The organism is Mesorhizobium sp. M0923 (genome assembly GCF_040319365.1).
Taxonomy (GTDB): Bacteria; Pseudomonadota; Alphaproteobacteria; order Rhizobiales; family Rhizobiaceae; genus Mesorhizobium.
This window is the reverse complement of the sequence record NZ_JAMYNW010000023.1, coordinates 82,828-98,960: the sequence shown is the minus strand read 5'-3', so window position 1 is coordinate 98,960 and position 16,133 is coordinate 82,828. Positions and strand designations below refer to the sequence as shown.

Here is a 16,133-nt window from a genome sequence, read left to right as displayed (position 1 = left end):
GACGGCGTAATCGAACGGGGCGTTTCGGCGCCCCGTTTTCGGTCGCACCGCAATGCAAATAATTGCGAGATATTGGCGCGAGGCACCCCCCTCTGTCCTGCCGGACATCTCCCCCTCAAGGGGGAGATTGGACGTCACCTCGGCTTTCGCCAATCACGGACGTTGCAGGAGCGAGCGGATCGCCGAAGCTGCCGATCTCCCCCCTTGAGGGGGAGATGTCCGGCAGGACAGAGGGGGGTGCTGTCCCGCCGACATTTCCTACCAAGGCACGACACTGATCTCCGGCCAGTTCTCCCTCGCACGCGCGCCCTTCATCTCGTGCGTCTGCTGATTATCTAGTGCACGGTTCGGGGTAACGCGAAACGAGAAGATGTCGTCGAGCCCGAACGGCGCCACGAGCGCGAGTTGCCCATCGGTGCCGAATCTAACGCCGACCGCATGGGTTTTCGAAGCGAAATAGGACAGCGCCTCGGCGGACGACGACAGTCTGGGATAGGAACCGCCAAAGCGCGCCTCAAACCACAGATGCACCCGCGCCTGGTTGCGCACTTCGACCGGCAGCGTCAGTCCTTCGAACTGCTTCGCCGCCCGGCGGATGACCGTGTCCTCGGCCTCGTAAGACAGATCGCTCTCATCGAAATAGAACAGATCGACATCACGAATGCCATATCCCGAAGGCTTCGCCGTCAGATGATTCCAGACGCTGTTGTAAAGCGCGCCGGACACGACCAGCCAGTCGGGGAGGTCGAGCGCCCGTACCCGCGACAGCGTCTCGCCGACCAGCGGATCGGCCGAGACGATATCGAGAAAGGCTGCACGCTGTTCCTCGAAGGGCAGCCCTGAATAGCGCAAATGGTTCATCGCCCTTTGGAGGGCGATTCGCCATGCGTCCGCAATCCCTCAGCCGCGCAGCACGCCGCCGGTCTGTTTGCCGACATTCTCGACGATGCGCTTGGCCAGCGCCTCGAAATCCTCGTCGGTCAGCGTCTTTTCGACCGGCTGGATCGAAACTTCGATGGCGATCGACTTCTTCGCCGCGCCGAGCGCTGCACCCTCGAAAACATCGAACACCGAGACGCCGGAAATCAGCTTCCGGTCTGCGGCAAGGGCGGCGCGAACGAGTGTGCCGGCTTCGACCGCCTTGTCGACGACGAAGGCGAAATCGCGCTTGACCGCCTGGAAGGCGGACAGATCGAGCCTCGGCTTTGTCCGCGTCGGCTTGGCCTTCGGCTCGGGCACGGCATCGATGAACACCTCAAACCCGCAAAGCGGACCGGAGACGTCAAGCCCCTCCAGCGTCTTCGGGTGGAACTCGCCGAACGTGCCAAGGATTACCTTCGGCCCGAGCTTGATCGTGCCGGAGCGGCCGGGGTGATACCAGGCCGGGCTGCCGGCCTCGATCTGCAGCCGCTCGACTGGCGCGCCGCAGGCTTCGAGTGCTGCGATCGCATCGGCTTTGGCGTCGAAGACGCCGACGGCGCCGGCGTTGCCGGCCCAATGACGGCCGGAGCCCTCGAGCTTGGCGGTGCCGCGCCGAACGCCGGCGGCAACACGCCGCTGCTGGTCGGCGCCGTCGCCCTCGTAAGTGCCCGACACTTCGAACAGCGCGACATCGCCGATGCCCTTGGCGGCGTTGCGCTGCGCGGCTGCGATCAGGCCCGGCAGCAGCGACGGCCGCATGTCCGACATATCGGCGGCGATCGGGTTGGCAAGCTTCAGCGCCTGCTGGCCGCCGCCGAACAAATCGGCGTGTTTTGCCGGAATGAACGACCAGGTGACGGCCTCCATCATGCCGCGCACGGCAAGTGCCCGCTTGGCGGCGCGGGTGCGGATCTGCAGCACAGTCAGGATCTTGGCGTTGACCGCGTCGTGGCTGCCGAGCGGCTGCGGCGCGATATTGTCGACGCCGTGGATGCGCATGACCTCCTCGACCAGGTCGGCCTTGCCGTCGACATCCGGCCGCCAGGACGGGACCGCCACATTGACGACATCGCCCGTGCCCTCCGGCTTGAAGCCGAGGCGGGCAAGAATGTCGAGGCTCGTCGAGCGCGGCACTTCGATGCCGGTCAGCCGCTTCACGTCCGACAATGGGAACGAGACGATCTTCGGCCGATGGCCGGCATAGCCGACGACTTCGGTTTGCGTCGGCGTACCGCCGCAGAAATCGAGCACCAGCCTCGTCGCCAGCTCCACACCGGGAATCATCATTTCCGGGTCGACGCCACGCTCGAAGCGGTAGCGTGCATCGGTGATGATGCCGAGCGTGCGGCCGGTGCGGGCGGTGGCGATCGGGTCCCAAAGTGCCGACTCGATCAGCACGTCGGTGGTGTTCTCGTCGCAGCCGGAATGCTCGCCACCCATGATGCCGGCGATCGACTCGATACCATCCTGGTCGGCGATGACGCACATCTCCGGCGTCAGCGTGTATTCGCGGCCGTCGAGCGCCAGCACCTTTTCGCCGTCGCGTGCCCGGCGCACGGTGAGATTGCCGGTGACCTTCGCAGCGTCGAAGACATGCAGCGGCCGGCCGCGATCGAAGGTGACATAATTGGTGATGTCGACCAGCGCACTGATCGGCCTCAAGCCGATGGCGAGAAGCCTTTGCTGCAACCATTTCGGCGACGGTCCGTTCTTGACGCCGCGCACCAGGCGCAGCGCAAAGCCGGGACAGAGCTCCGGCGCTTCGATCGTCACCTTGACCGGCGTCTCGCCCTTGCCGGGGATCGGCTCTATCGGCGCGCTCTTCAGCGTGCCGAGCCCGCTCGCCGCCAGATCGCGGGCGATGCCATAAACGCTGGTCGCATCCGGCCGGTTCGGCGTCAGATTGATTTCGATCAGCGGATCGTCGAGATGGGCATAGGCGGCGAAACTGGTGCCGACCGGCGCATCGGCCGGCAGGTCGATGATGCCGTCATGCTCCTCGGACAGTTCGAGCTCGCGCTCGGAGCACATCATGCCGTGGCTTTCGACGCCGCGGATCTTGCCGACGGTCAGCGTCACGTGGATGCCGGGAATATAGGTGCCGGGTGCTGCAAAGGCGCCGATCAGGCCCGCGCGGGCGTTCGGCGCGCCGCAGACAACCTGCACCGGCGCCCTGCCGTCGCCGGTGTCGACGGTCAGCACGCGCAGCCGGTCGGCGTTGGGATGCTGGACTGCCGTCAGCACCTTGGCGATGACGAAAGGTTTCAAGCTCGCCCGGTCGTCGACATGCTCGACCTCGAGGCCGATCGAGGTGAGACGTTCGACGATTTCCGCCAGCGAGGCATCGGTCTCGAGATGATCCTTGAGCCAGGAGAGGGTAAGTTTCATGACTGTGTTCCGTCTGGTCTGGGCACGCTGGGCTTGAAGCTATGCGGCCGCGCGTCGGACATGTGCAGGAAGGCTAGCTGCCCGCGGATTTGCTGCGGCCCGGTTGTCACGCGCTTAGCCCGCCAAACAGCGTCGGCATGTCGAGCGGCCTAAAACCGTAATGCGACAGCCAGCGCACATCGGCGTCGAAGAAGGCGCGCAGGTCGGGCATGCCGTATTTCAGCATGGCGATGCGGTCGATGCCCATGCCCCAGGCGAAGCCCTGGTATTCGTCGGGATCGAGGCCGCCGTAGCGGAGCACGTTGGGGTGGACCATGCCGCAGCCTAGGATCTCCAGCCAGTCTGAGCCTTCACCGAAGCGCACCTCGCCAGGCCGCGAACGGTCGCACTGGATATCGACCTCGAGGCTGGGCTCGGTGAACGGGAAGAAGGACGGCCGGAAGCGCATCTTGACGCTCGGCACCTCGAAGAAGGCCTTGCAGAACTCCTCCAGTACCCACTTCATGTTGGCGACGTTGGCCGATTTGTCGATCACCAATCCCTCGACCTGATGGAACATCGGTGAGTGGGTGGCATCGGAATCCTGCCGGTAGGTCTTGCCAGGAATGACGATGCGGATCGGCGGCTTCTGCATCTCCATGGTGCGGATCTGCACCGGCGAGGTGTGGGTGCGCAAAAGCTTGCGTTCGCCCTGCTCGTCCGGCTGGAAGAAGAAGGTGTCGTGCATCTCGCGCGCCGGGTGGCCTTCCGGGAAGTTCAGCGAGGTGAAATTGTAATAGTCGGTCTCGATGTCGGGACCTTCGGCGATGGCAAAGCCGAGATCGCCGAAGATCGCCGCGATCTCGTCGATAACCTGGCTGATCGGATGGATGCGGCCGCGCTCGGCCGGCGATTGTCGCACCGGCAAGGTGACGTCGACCTTCTCGGCGGCAAGCCGTGCCGTGATCGCCACATCTTTCAGCTCGGCGCGACGGGCCGAAAGTGCCTCGGTGACGCGGTTCTTGAGGCCGTTGATTGCCGGGCCTTTGACCTGGCGCTCCTCGGCGCTCATCGAGCCGAGTGTCTTCAGTATCTCGGAGACCGAACCCTTCTTGCCGAGGGCAGAGACACGCACCGCCTCGATTGCTTGCTCGTCGGCGGCAGAGGCGATCTCGGCCATCAGGGAATTTTCGAGAGTTTCCATGTCACTCATGTTCCAGACCCGATTGGAAGCAAAGAAAAACCCGCGCCAGCCCTGCCAGCGCGGGTTTCCCAAATCAAGTGTCGAATAGCTTGGGAAGCGCTGGTCTTAAGCGACAGCGCTTTCAAAAGCGTTCGGCGTGGTGTTCTTGAGGTATTCGAGCGCGACCTTAGCCTTGGCCACGAGTGCGGCAAAAGCCTGCGGCTCGTGGATGGCCATGTCCGACAGGATCTTGCGATCGATCTCGATGCCGGCCTTGTTGAGACCGTCGATGAAACGGCCATAGGTCAAGCCATGCTCATGCGTCGCCGCATTGATGCGCTGGATCCACAGCGCGCGGAACGAACGCTTGCGATTCTTGCGGTCGCGATAGGCGTACTGCAGCGACTTTTCCACCGCCTGCTTGGCGATGCGAATGGTGTTCTTGCGGCGGCCGTAAAAACCCTTGGCGGCTTTCAGGACCTTCTTGTGCTTGGCGTGCGAGGTGACGCCTCTCTTTACGCGTGCCATGTCATGATCTCCTTAAAAGCAATTCCAGGAAAAGTGCCTAGCGGTTTTCCGTTCGGAATTGCGTAAAACAAATGCGTGTCCAGACCGAATGCCCTTATTTGGCGCATGATGTTTTCCAAAAAGTTTGCAACTTTTTGGCATCATGCCCTAGAGGCCGTTCGGCAGAAAATTCTTGATGACCTTCTTGCCATCCGGTTCAGCCAGAACCATCGTGCCGCGGGCATTTCGAATGAACTTGTTGGAACGCTTGATCATGCCGTGACGCTTGCCGGCCGCAGCCGACAGAACTTTACCCGTACCTGTGATCTTGAACCGCTTCTTGGCGGCCGATTTGGTCTTCATCTTGGGCATTTTGCTACTCCGTTTATATGCGCACCAATGCGCTTTTTGTTCGCTTCAGGCCGACCAAAGCCCGAAAAGCAAATGAAACCGCCACGGCATGCCCTGCCGGGCGGTTTTTTTGGAACGCGGTCATATACGTCAAAGCGAGGGCGCGCGCAACACCCAGCGCTCAGCAACCTTGTAGTGCTCAGGGGAAACGGAACAGCACCGGTAATATGCCCGACTGCTGGGCGCCGTCGATCAGTTCGAAAGCCGGCAAGGCAAGGAGGAACACCAGCCCGTCCAGTAACGTGGTTCGCAGCAGGCGCGGCTTGAAGCTGCCGGTGTCGCCTTCCTGATACAGTGACAGTTTCGGGAAGAAGCGCGGCACTTTCGCCAGATAGGCCTGGTATGGCGCGCCGAGAACCTCCTTGAGGAATTTCTCCTCGCGCAGGATAACGATGTAAAAGGCACCCGCGCAGAGCGCTCCAAAGCCGATCGTGGCCGCGATGGAGCCGATCTGTGCGCCGACACCAGCGGCAGCTAAAGTGGAGAAAAGGTAGAGTGGGTTGCGCGTGATCGAATAGGGTCCGCCGGTCACCACTTCGGAGGATTTGCGTCCGCCGATGTAAAGCGTCGACCACAAGCGCCCGACGATGCCGAGAAAGATCAGCACGACGCCGACCATTTCGATCGTTTCATGCACTGGCGTATCGGGAGGGAAAACCGACTGGCCGAACAGCAGCGCCGCGAACATCACCATGATGAGAACGGCAAGTACCATCCTGCGCATATGCTGGTAGCTGCCAAGCCCGTGCTTAACTTGCGCGTATCTGACTTCATTGACCATGTCGGGAATCCGATCGTCGAGGGAACCAGAGCGTCGTTGCTCTCGCCGGCGATCGCAGCGTCTGGCCAAGAAAACAGGCGCCCCGCCGATCGCCGGGACGCCTTGCAACATGATTCAGGCGGATTTAATGCATGTCGCCCAAAAGTGCGCAGCGGTTTTGGGACAACGACATGCACAAAACAGAACTAAAGCGCAACGCGCTTTAGCGGGGCGCCAGCACCATCATCATCTGGCGGCCTTCGAGCTTCGGTTCGGCTTCGACCTTGGCGATGGGCGCCACTTCCTCGCGAACCTTATTCAGAAGCTGCATGCCGAGTTCCATGTGCGCCATCTCGCGACCGCGGAAGCGCAATGTCAGCTTGACCTTATCGCCTTCCTCGAAAAAGCGCCGGACGGCCTTCATCTTGGTCTCATAGTCGTGGCTGTCGATGTTCGGGCGCATCTTGATCTCCTTGATCTCGATGACCTTCTGGTTCTTGCGCGCCTCGGCCGCCTTCTTCTGGTTGGCGTATTTCAGCTTCCCGAGATCGAGGATCTTTACGACGGGCGGCACTGCATTGGGCGATATCTCGACCAGATCGAGCCCAGCCTCTTCGGCGAGCAGCAATGCGTCGTTGATGGAGACATCGCCCCGGTTCTGGCCTTCGGCGTCGATTAGCTGGACCCGGGGAACCCGGATATCACGGTTGGAGCGCGGGCCTTCCTTGGTGGGCGCCGCTGCTTTGAAAGGTCTGCGAATGGTCGTGGTCTCCTTGAGCCGTTTCGTTAAGGGGTTCTTCAGTTCAGAATTGCGAACGCGCAATGTGGTGAGCGCGCGGCCGGAGTCAATAGCACAGCATTCTCAGGAAATCACCTGCTCGATGAATGCTCCTCTGCACCAAGCGAAGAAAGTAACAGAGCACTTTTCGTTGAACCCCCGCTTGTGCCAAAAGACCGGCGCGAGGGAATACACCATGAGCACCACCACCCCGATCTTCCTAGACGTCGACGGGACGAGCATCGCCGTCAGGCATGCGGCAGGTGCCGAGCCCGGCATCGTCTGGCTTGGCGGCTACAAATCCGACATGCTGGGCACCAAGGCCGAAACCCTGTCGGAATGGACGCGCAAAGAAAGCCGGGCCTTCCTGCGCCACGATTATTCCGGCCATGGCGAATCGGGTGGCGCCTTTGCCGACGGCACCATCTCGAAATGGCTAGGCGAGAGCCTGGCGGTTTTCCGCCGCTTCACCCAGGGCAGGCAAATCCTGGTTGGTTCGTCGATGGGCGCGTGGATCGCGCTGCGCATGGTGCAGGAATTGCGTAAGGCGGGCGAGAACAGCGTCGCCGGCCTTGTGCTGCTGGCCCCGGCGCCCGATTTCACGTTCGAACTGGTGGAGCCGGTGCTGACCGGAGCGCAGAAGCGCGACCTCAGGAAAAAGGGTTTTTTCGAAGAGCCGTCGGATTATTCAGCCGAGCCTTACATCTACACGCGCGCTCTGATCGAGGACGGCCGCAGCAACCGGGTGATGACCGGGCCGGTCGACACGCACTGTCCGGTCCATATCCTGCAAGGCCTGGCCGATCCCGACGTGCCGTCGAGCCATGCGCTCAAGCTGGTCGGCCTGCTGCCGGCCGACGACGTCACGCTGTCGCTCATTCCGGACGGCGACCACCGCCTGTCGCGACCTCAGGATCTCGATATGCTGGTGCGGGCGGTGGACGCGATGGTGCGGCAGGCGGGATAGAGACATGCGCATTTCCATTCCGGTGTCCGCCTTTGTGGCGGCGATCGTCGGCTTCGGCGGTACGCTGGCCATCGTCATTGCCGCCGCCAAGGCGGTCGGCGCAACGCAGGTCGAGACCGCAAGCTGGGTGACGGCACTCTGCCTGGCGATGGCCATCGAGAGCCTGTGGCTGTCGTGGCGCACGAAAATGCCGGTCATCACCGCATGGTCGACCCCGGGCGTCGCGCTGATCGCCGCATCGACCGGCTTTTCGATGGGCGAGGCGGTTGGCGCCTTCATCGTCACCGGGGTCCTGCTGGTCGCCACCGGCCTGTTCGGGCCATTGACCAAGCTGATCGCCAGAATACCGGCTTCGGTCGCGTCCGGAATGCTGGCCGGCATCGTCGTAACCTTCGCCATCAATGCGGTGAAGACCGTGCCCGTCGACCCCTGGCTGATCCTGCCGCTGGTTGCGGTCTTCTTCGTCATCCGCCTGTTCAACCCGGCGCTGTCGGTGCTGTTGGTGCTGATCGGCGGCGGTCTCGCGGCCTTTCTTACCGACCGGGTCGGCGGTCTGCCGGCACCGGAACTCTCGAGCTTGACGCTGGTAATGCCGCAGTTCACCGCCGCTTCGATCATCGGCCTGGCATTGCCGCTCTATCTGGTCACCATGGCCTCGCAGAACCTATCCGGCCTCGCCGTGCTGAGGGCAGCCGGCTATCATCCCGAACCCGGGCCGCTGATCGGCGTCACCGGCCTGTTTTCGCTGCTGACGGCGCCGTTCGGCGCCTCGACGACCAATCTGGCGGCGATCTCGGCGGCGATCTGCACCGGACCCGACGTGCATCCTGATCCGGCCGAGCGCTGGAAGACCGGCCCGTTCTACGCGCTGGCCTATCTTGTCTTTGCCCTGTTCGGCGCCTCGCTGGTGGCGATCTTCGCCGTATTGCCGCAGAGCCTGATCGCGCTGGTCGCCGGCCTGGCGCTGATGGCACCGCTCGCCAATGCGCTGTCGATCGCCTTGAAAGACGAGGACGAGCGGATGGCCGCTACCGTCACCTTCGCCGTCACCGCATCAGGGCTGACGCTGTTCGGCGTCGGCGCGGCGTTCTGGGGCCTGATCGCCGGATTGGTCGTGCTTTTCCTTGAAATGCTCAAAAAGCGATAATCATTTCAGCCGCTTGTCCGGTTTTGGCGGTTGCTGTCTTGAATCGCCGTTTTCTCCATCCCATTTCGATTCCACGCAGCCGGATTTGGCTGTCTCCAACTGAAGGATTGGGAGAAATGAACACATCTGCATTGATCCGTCCGGCCTGGACGCCGGCGACCATCGCGCTGATGGTGATCGGGTTCATGGTGTTCTGGCCGCTCGGCTTCGCCATGCTCGCCTACATCATCTGGGGCGACCGGCTCGACGGCTTCAAGCGCGACGTCAACCGCGCCACCGACGGCATCTTCGCCGGCTGCCGCCGCGGTTCCGACAAGGCCGCGCGCTGGGGGCATGGCTCCGCCCGCACCGGCAACGTCGCTTTCGACGACTGGCGCGAAAAGGAACTCGAGCGGCTTGCCGAGGAACGCCGCAAGCTCGACGAGATGCTGAGCGAGTTCGACGAATATGCCCGCGAATTGCGCCGCGCCAAGGACCAGGAAGAGTTCGATCGTTTCATGGCCAACCGCAACAAGTCGACGTCTCCCACGACCGGGTCGACGACGAACAACAAAACCACCGGCAAGTCCACGCCAGGCCTGCTCGACGAGTAAGGGTCCCGTGCCCAGATAGATAATCCAACGGCGTCGCGTCAGCGGCGCCGTTTCTTTTTTGTTCTAGTCGTTTCCCTCGAATCACGTATCGTCCCGGAATGTCCTTCGGCTTCTTTCGCACCCCGACGAAACCCAAGCCCACGCCCGTCGTGGAGCGCGAGCATTGCGTTGCCGGCCGCACGCTGCCGCTCAAGATCGTCGAGAACGACAGGGCGCGGCGCCTGACGCTGCGCATCGATTCCGGCGGCCGCGGCCTGCGCATCACCGTGCCGCCGGGGCTGCGGCGCGGCGAGGTGGAAAGATTCCTCGACCGTCATCAGGACTGGCTGGAGCAAAGGCTGGCCAAGGTGCCCAACCGGCCGCAGGTGCGGCCCGGCATCAAGATACCGGTGCGCGGTGTGCCGCATCGCATCGTCCATGAACCGTCGAAACGCGGTACAGTCACGCTGTCGCGCGACGAGCGCGGTCCGCTGATGATCGTGCATGGTGAGCGCCTGCATCTGCCGCGCCGCATCGCCGATTTCCTCAAGCGCGAAGCCAAGCGCGAGATCGAGGCGCTGGTGACCAAGCACAGTGCTGCGGTCGGCAAGCGCGCCAAGGCGATCCGCTTCAAGGATACGTCGAGCCGCTGGGGGTCCTGCACGTCGGACGGCAATCTGTCGTTTTCCTGGCGCATCATGATGGCGCCGCGGCCGGTGATAAACTACCTCGTGGCGCACGAGGTGGCGCATCTCAAGGAGATGAACCACGGCCCGAAATTCTGGAAATTATGCGAGCAGCTGTGCCCGGACACCGAGCGCTGCAAGGATTGGCTCAAGCGCAATGGCGGCGCGCTGCAGGCGATCACGTTCGAGTAGTTGTCCGATTCAATCGTCGTTGGCGGCGTTCAACTCCTCCGGCCGCAATCCCTCGTCGACATGGCGCGGCCAGGGCAGGAAATTCTTCTCGAAGCCATCGTTGCTGAAATAAGCCAGCGCCCGATGCGCCTCCGCGCCGTTGAAGGCTGCCTTGTCCATCAAATGAGCGATGACCTCATGGGCCTGCGCCAGCTTTTGCCTGAGTTCCGCGACGGTCTTTTCCGGCATGGTCTTTGTTCTCCCGCCTTTGTGCCTGAGCAAGGTAGCGCGTTGCGCTCTTATATTAGCAAGGTGGCGCGTTCCGCTCTTACATTAGCAAGGTAGCGCGTTCCGCGCCGGCGGCAAACAGGATGCTTTTTCTCGACTCTTTGGTCGTTTCGTGCCAATCCCGCGCCATGGCGCTGGACATCAAGATATGCGGATTGAAGACTGACAAGGCACTGGCCGCGGCATTGGCCGGCGGCGCCAGCCATGTCGGCTTCAATTTCTTTGCCAAAAGCCCGCGCTATGTCGAGCCGGTGGAAGCCGGCCGCCTGCGCGAAGCGGCGCGCGGCAAGACCAAGGCGGTTGCGGTGACGGTCGACGCCAGCGACGCGTTCCTGGACGAGATCGTCGAAAAAATGCAGCCCGACATGCTGCAGCTTCACGGCGCCGAAACGCCCGACCGGGTGGCTGAGGTGAAGGCGCGCTACGGCTTGCCGGTGATGAAGGCACTGCCGGTCAGCGAGGCTGCCGATCTCGAGTGGGTTAAACCCTTCATCGGCATTGCCGACCGCTTTCTGTTCGATGCCAAGCCGCCTAAGGGTTCGGAACTGCCGGGCGGCAACGGTCTTGCCTTCGACTGGCGCATTCTGGCCGGCCTTGACGCCGGCGTCGATTACATGCTTTCCGGTGGGCTCAATGCCGGCAATATCGGCGACGCCCTTCGGCTGGCGAACCCGCGCGGAATAGATCTTTCCTCGGGCGTGGAAAGCGCGCCGGGCGTCAAGGAACCGGCGCTGATCGAACAATTTTTCCGGGCCGTCGGGGCAGCACGCGACAACCGCGCCGCCTGACCACGCTTCAAACCACAGACCAGGAGATCGGCGATGGATAAGCCGGCGATACCGAATTCCTTCCGCACCGGCCCCGACGAGCAGGGCATGTTCGGCATTTTTGGCGGTCGTTTCGTTGCCGAAACGCTGATGCCGCTGATCCTTGAGCTGGAGCGGCACTGGAACGAGGTCAAGAACGATCCGGACTTCAAGGCCGAACTGACCGATCTCTCGACGCATTACGCCGGGCGGCCGTCGAAGCTCTATTTCGCCGAAGGCTTGACCAGGCATCTTCGCGAGGTTTCCGCAGCGAAGGGCCTCGGCGGGGGCGCAAAGGTCTATTTCAAGCGCGAGGATCTGAACCACACCGGCTCGCACAAGATCAACAACTGCCTCGGCCAGATCCTGCTCGCCAAGCGCATGGGCAAGACGAGGATCATCGCCGAGACCGGAGCCGGCCAGCATGGCGTCGCTTCCGCTACAGTGGCGGCGCGCTTTGGGCTTCCCTGTATCGTCTATATGGGCGCGACCGATGTCGCCCGGCAAAGCCCCAACGTCTTTCGCATGAAGCTTCTGGGCGCGGAAGTGCGGCCGGTGACCGCCGGCCACGGCACGCTGAAGGACGCCATGAACGAGGCGTTGCGCGACTGGGTGACCAATGTCGAGGACACCTATTACCTGATCGGCACCGCCGCCGGCCCCCACCCCTATCCAGAGCTGGTGCGCGACTTCCAATCGGTGATCGGCACCGAGGCGCGCGCCCAGATCCTCGAGCAGGAAGGCCGGCTGCCGGACACCATCATCGCTTGTGTCGGCGGCGGTTCCAACGCCATCGGCCTGTTCCATCCCTTCCTCGACGACAAAGAGGTTCGCATCATCGGCGTCGAAGCCGGCGGCCGCGGCCTCGATGGCATCGAGCATTGCGCTTCGATGAGTGCCGGCGCGCCCGGCGTGCTGCATGGCAACCGTACCTACCTCCTGCAGAACGCCGACGGCCAGATCATGGACGGCCACTCGATCTCGGCCGGGCTCGACTATCCCGGCGTCGGGCCGGAGCACTCGTGGCTGCGCGATTCCGGCCGCGTCGACTATGTGCCGATCCTCGACGACGAGGCGCTCGAGGCGTTTCAGCTGACGACGCGCGTCGAGGGCATCATTCCGGCGCTGGAATCCGCCCACGCTATCGCGCAGGCGGTGAAGATCGTGCCTGATATGGACAAGGACCAGATCGTCATCGTCAATCTGTCCGGCCGCGGCGACAAGGACGTGCATACGGTGGCCAATATGCTGGGCATGGAGATCTGATCATGACCACCCGTATCGACCGCCGCATGGCGACGCTGAAGGCCGAAGGCCGACCGGCACTCGTCACCTATTTCATGGGCGGCGACCCCGACTACGACACGTCGCTGTCGATCATGAAGGCGCTGCCTGGCGCCGGCAGCGACATCATCGAGCTCGGCATGCCGTTTTCTGATCCAATGGCCGACGGCCCGGCGATCCAGGCGGCCGGCCTGCGGGCGCTGAAGGGCGGCCAGACACTGGTCAAGACGCTGAAGATGGCCTCGGAATTCCGCGCCGGCGACAATGAAACGCCGATTGTCTTGATGGGCTACTACAATCCGATCTACATCTACGGCGTCAAGCGCTTCCTGAGCGACGCGCTGGCCAGCGGCATAGACGGGCTGATCGTCGTCGACCTGCCACCGGAGATGGACGAGGAGCTTTGCATCCCGGCACTCAAGGCCGGCATCAACTTCATCCGGCTGGCGACCCCGACCACCGACGACAAGCGCCTGCGCAAGGTGCTGCAGAACACGTCGGGCTTCGTCTACTATGTCTCGATGACCGGCATTACCGGCTCGGCGCTGGCCGACACCGGCAAGGTGGCGGCAGCGGTCAAGCGCATCAAGAGCCATACCGACCTGCCCGTCTGCGTCGGCTTCGGCGTCAAGACCGCCGAGCAGGCGCGCACCATCGGTGCCTCGGCCGACGGCGTCGTCGTCGGCACGGCGATCGTCAATGCGGTCGCCAACGTGCTCGGGCCGAAGGGCGAAAAGACCGCCGATCCGGCAGAAGCTGTCGCCACGCTGGTCAGCGGGCTGTCGCAAGGGGTTCGCGCGGCTCGCCTTGCTGCCGCCGAATAGTCTTGATCATCTGGTTGACCATGATCTTTGCCGAAAACCGGTTTCCACTTTTCGGGATCATGGTCTAACTCTTCGTAAGGACAGGAGCCGAAGCGATGAACTGGATCACCAATTACGTCCGCCCGAAGATCAATTCGATGCTCGGCCGCCGCACCGACATGCCGGAAAACCTGTGGATCAAGGATCCCGAGACCGGCGAAATGGTGTTCCACAAGGATCTGGAGCAGAACCAGTTCGTCATCCCGTCCTCCGGCCACCATATGAAGATATCGGCCAAGGAACGGCTGAAGTTCTTCCTCGACGACGGCAAATACGAAACGCTGGAAAACCCCAAGGTGGTGCAGGATCCACTCAAGTTCCGCGACGAGAAGCGCTATGTAGACCGGCTGAAGGATGCCAAGGCCAAGACCGGCATGGAAGACGCCATCATCAATGCGCTGGGTACCGTCGAAGGCCTGCCGGTGGTGGTGACGGTGCAGGATTTTGCCTTCATGGGCGGCTCGCTCGGCATGGCGGCCGGTGACGCCATCGTGCATGGCTTTGAGGTCGCCCTGCAGCGCAAGCGGCCGCTGATCCTGTTTGCGGCCTCCGGCGGCGCCCGTATGCAGGAAGGCATCCTGTCGCTGATGCAGTTGCCGCGGACCACGGTCGGCGTCGACAGACTGAAGGAGGCCGGCCTTCCCTACATCGTCGTCCTGACCAACCCGACGACCGGCGGCGTCACCGCCTCCTACGCCATGCTGGGTGACGTGCACATTGCGGAGCCCGGCGCCCTGATCGGCTTTGCCGGCCCGCGCGTCATCGAGCAGACCATCAGGGAAAAGCTGCCCGACGGCTTCCAGCGCGCCGAATATCTGATGGAACACGGCATGGTCGACATGGTGGTGTCACGGCTGGAGATGCGCCAGACGATTGCGCGGCTGCTGAGAATGCTGCTCAAGCTGCCGGAAGAGCAAAAATCGCAGGAGCCGGAAATCCTGCCGCCGTCGGTGATCCCGGTCGAGGCCAGGCCGCAAGCCTGACACGACATCATGCGGCGCGGGCGGCTGTTGTGTGCCGTTGTGCGCACGCTTAGGATTCCTTCATGACCACGCTTGCCGCCGACCGCGAAATCGAAAGCCTGATGGCGCTTCACCCGAAGGGCTTCGACCTTTCGCTTGACCGCATTTCGCGGCTACTCGAGCGCCTCGGCAACCCGCAGGACCAGCTGCCGCCGGTCATCCACATCGCCGGCACCAACGGCAAGGGCTCCTGTGCCGCCTTTTCACGGGCGCTGCTCGAAGCCGCCGGCTACCGCGTCCATGTCCACACATCGCCACATCTGGTGAACTGGCATGAGCGCTACCGACTGGCCGCCGATGGCGGCGGCAGGCTGGTGGACGACAAGGTCTTCGCCGAAGCCATCGCCCGCGTCGCCAAGGCCAATCAAGGCCAGAAGATCACCGTGTTCGAAATCCTCACCGCAGTCACCTTCGTGCTGTTTTCCGAATATCCGGCCGATGCCGTCATCCTCGAGGTCGGCCTTGGCGGCCGATTCGACGCAACCAATGTCATCGCCGAGCCGGCCGTGTCGGTGATCATGCCGGTCTCGCTCGACCACGAAGCCTATCTCGGCGACCGCGTTGAACTGATCGCCGCCGAAAAGGCCGGCATCATCAAGCGTGGATGCCCGGTCGTCATCGGCGCGCAGGAAAGCGAGACGGCGCAGCAGGTGCTCATCGAAACCGCCGAACGGCTCGACTGCCCCGCCTTCGTCTATGGCCAGGATTTCCTTGCCTATGAGGAAAACGGGCGCATGGTCTATCAGGACGAAGACGGATTGATGGACCTGGCGCCGCCGCGCCTGCCGGGGCGCCACCAATTCGCCAATGCGGCAGCGGCGATCGCGGCGGTCAAAGCGGCGGGCTTCGAGATCAGCCACCGCGCTGCCGAGAAGGCGATGGCGAATGTCGCCTGGCCGGGCCGCATGCAAAAGCTGCCGCTGGGCCGGCTGACCGAACTGGCGCCGAAGGGCGCCGACATCTGGCTCGACGGCGGCCATAATCCCGGCGCCGGCGTGGTCGTCGCCGAGGCGCTGGCCGAGCAGGAGGAAAAGAACCCGCGGCCGCTGTTCCTGATCTCGGGCATGATCAACACCAAGGACCAGAGCGGCTATTTCCGCGCCTTCAAAGGGCTGGTGCGGCATGTCTACACCGTGCCGGTGAGCACGAGCGACGCCGGCGTGCCGAACGACGAACTGGCGACGCGCGCCATCGAGGCCGGCCTGTCGGCCGAACCCGTCAGTTCCGTCGCCAATGCACTGATGCTGCTGCGCGATACATGGGACGGACCGCCGCCGCGCATCCTGATCGGCGGATCGCTTTACCTGGCCGGTGCGGTATTGGCCGAAAACGGCACGCCGCCGGTTTGAGGCGTGCCTCCCCCATGCCACGATAACGCCAGACTCATCAGATCACCGCGA

At 63.1% G+C, this 16,133-nt stretch carries 17 protein-coding genes; 9 read left to right on the top strand and 8 right to left on the bottom strand.

The window, feature by feature from the left end; genetic code table 11:
- Positions 1 to 258: 258 nt before the first annotated feature.
- The 7 genes from NKH89_RS29245 to infC form a co-directional block, all read right to left on the bottom strand.
- The gene (locus NKH89_RS29245) at positions 259 to 861 is read right to left on the bottom strand and encodes a nucleotidyltransferase family protein (protein WP_352484467.1); all 603 of its coding nucleotides are present in this window, start codon (positions 859 to 861) and stop codon (positions 259 to 261) included.
- A gap of 39 nt (positions 862 to 900) precedes the next feature.
- Positions 901 to 3,309 (bottom strand): phenylalanine--tRNA ligase subunit beta, encoded by a 2,409-nt coding sequence (gene pheT / locus NKH89_RS29240; protein WP_352910796.1) that lies wholly within the window; start codon positions 3,307 to 3,309, stop codon positions 901 to 903.
- 106 nt (positions 3,310 to 3,415) lie between these two features.
- Positions 3,416 to 4,501: a phenylalanine--tRNA ligase subunit alpha gene (gene pheS / locus NKH89_RS29235; RefSeq protein ID WP_023718300.1), complete on the bottom strand. Its 1,086-nt coding sequence runs from the start codon at positions 4,499 to 4,501 to the stop codon at positions 3,416 to 3,418.
- 96 nt (positions 4,502 to 4,597) lie between these two features.
- A complete protein-coding gene (gene rplT / locus NKH89_RS29230) occupies positions 4,598 to 4,999 on the bottom strand; it encodes a 50S ribosomal protein L20 (RefSeq protein WP_006201247.1) in 402 nt (133 codons plus the stop codon).
- 147 nt (positions 5,000 to 5,146) lie between these two features.
- Positions 5,147 to 5,350 carry a 50S ribosomal protein L35 gene (rpmI, locus tag NKH89_RS29225; protein WP_006201248.1) on the bottom strand — a complete coding sequence of 68 codons (204 nt, stop codon included), beginning with the start codon at positions 5,348 to 5,350 and terminating at the stop codon, positions 5,147 to 5,149.
- A gap of 178 nt (positions 5,351 to 5,528) precedes the next feature.
- A complete protein-coding gene (locus NKH89_RS29220) occupies positions 5,529 to 6,170 on the bottom strand; it encodes a methyltransferase family protein (protein WP_023718299.1) in 642 nt (213 codons plus the stop codon).
- Between the two features lie 202 nt (positions 6,171 to 6,372).
- Positions 6,373 to 6,909 (bottom strand): translation initiation factor IF-3, encoded by a 537-nt coding sequence (gene infC, locus NKH89_RS29215; RefSeq protein ID WP_023677573.1) that lies wholly within the window; start codon positions 6,907 to 6,909, stop codon positions 6,373 to 6,375.
- Positions 6,910 to 7,123: 214 nt separating this feature from the next.
- On the opposite strand from infC, the gene NKH89_RS29210 reads away from it, so the two are divergent.
- The 4 genes from NKH89_RS29210 (at position 7,124) to NKH89_RS29195 (ending at position 10,491) form a co-directional block, all read left to right on the top strand.
- On the top strand, positions 7,124 to 7,894 hold the full coding sequence (locus NKH89_RS29210; protein WP_352484469.1) for an alpha/beta hydrolase: 771 nt from the start codon (positions 7,124 to 7,126) through the stop codon (positions 7,892 to 7,894).
- Positions 7,895 to 7,898: 4 nt separating this feature from the next.
- Entirely contained in the window at positions 7,899 to 9,041 is a 1,143-nt protein-coding gene (locus NKH89_RS29205; protein ID WP_352484470.1) for a benzoate/H(+) symporter BenE family transporter, read from the top strand.
- Between the two features lie 116 nt (positions 9,042 to 9,157).
- Positions 9,158 to 9,634 (top strand): DUF2852 domain-containing protein, encoded by a 477-nt coding sequence (locus NKH89_RS29200; RefSeq protein ID WP_352495238.1) that lies wholly within the window; start codon positions 9,158 to 9,160, stop codon positions 9,632 to 9,634.
- Positions 9,635 to 9,732: 98 nt separating this feature from the next.
- Positions 9,733 to 10,491 (top strand): M48 family metallopeptidase, encoded by a 759-nt coding sequence (locus NKH89_RS29195; protein WP_023718295.1) that lies wholly within the window; start codon positions 9,733 to 9,735, stop codon positions 10,489 to 10,491.
- Between the two features lie 9 nt (positions 10,492 to 10,500).
- On the opposite strand, the gene NKH89_RS29190 is transcribed toward NKH89_RS29195, so the two are convergent.
- Entirely contained in the window at positions 10,501 to 10,719 is a 219-nt protein-coding gene (locus NKH89_RS29190) for a hypothetical protein (protein WP_352495239.1), read from the bottom strand.
- Between the two features lie 167 nt (positions 10,720 to 10,886).
- On the opposite strand from NKH89_RS29190, the gene NKH89_RS29185 reads away from it, so the two are divergent.
- The 5 genes from NKH89_RS29185 to NKH89_RS29165 all read left to right on the top strand — a co-directional run bounded on the left by NKH89_RS29185 (position 10,887) and on the right by NKH89_RS29165 (position 16,082).
- Positions 10,887 to 11,546, top strand: coding sequence for a phosphoribosylanthranilate isomerase (locus tag NKH89_RS29185; protein ID WP_352495262.1), 660 nt, complete (start codon positions 10,887 to 10,889; stop codon positions 11,544 to 11,546).
- Positions 11,547 to 11,579: 33 nt separating this feature from the next.
- The gene (gene trpB, locus NKH89_RS29180; RefSeq protein ID WP_023718292.1) at positions 11,580 to 12,830 is read left to right on the top strand and encodes a tryptophan synthase subunit beta; all 1,251 of its coding nucleotides are present in this window, start codon (positions 11,580 to 11,582) and stop codon (positions 12,828 to 12,830) included.
- A 2-nt stretch (positions 12,831 to 12,832) separates the two neighbouring features.
- The gene (trpA, locus tag NKH89_RS29175) at positions 12,833 to 13,672 is read left to right on the top strand and encodes a tryptophan synthase subunit alpha (protein WP_352495240.1); all 840 of its coding nucleotides are present in this window, start codon (positions 12,833 to 12,835) and stop codon (positions 13,670 to 13,672) included.
- Between the two features lie 95 nt (positions 13,673 to 13,767).
- Entirely contained in the window at positions 13,768 to 14,694 is a 927-nt protein-coding gene (gene accD / locus NKH89_RS29170; protein WP_023718290.1) for an acetyl-CoA carboxylase, carboxyltransferase subunit beta, read from the top strand.
- A gap of 62 nt (positions 14,695 to 14,756) precedes the next feature.
- Positions 14,757 to 16,082, top strand: a complete 1,326-nt coding sequence (locus tag NKH89_RS29165) for a bifunctional folylpolyglutamate synthase/dihydrofolate synthase (protein ID WP_352495241.1) — start codon at positions 14,757 to 14,759, stop codon at positions 16,080 to 16,082.
- Positions 16,083 to 16,133: the final 51 nt, after the last annotated feature.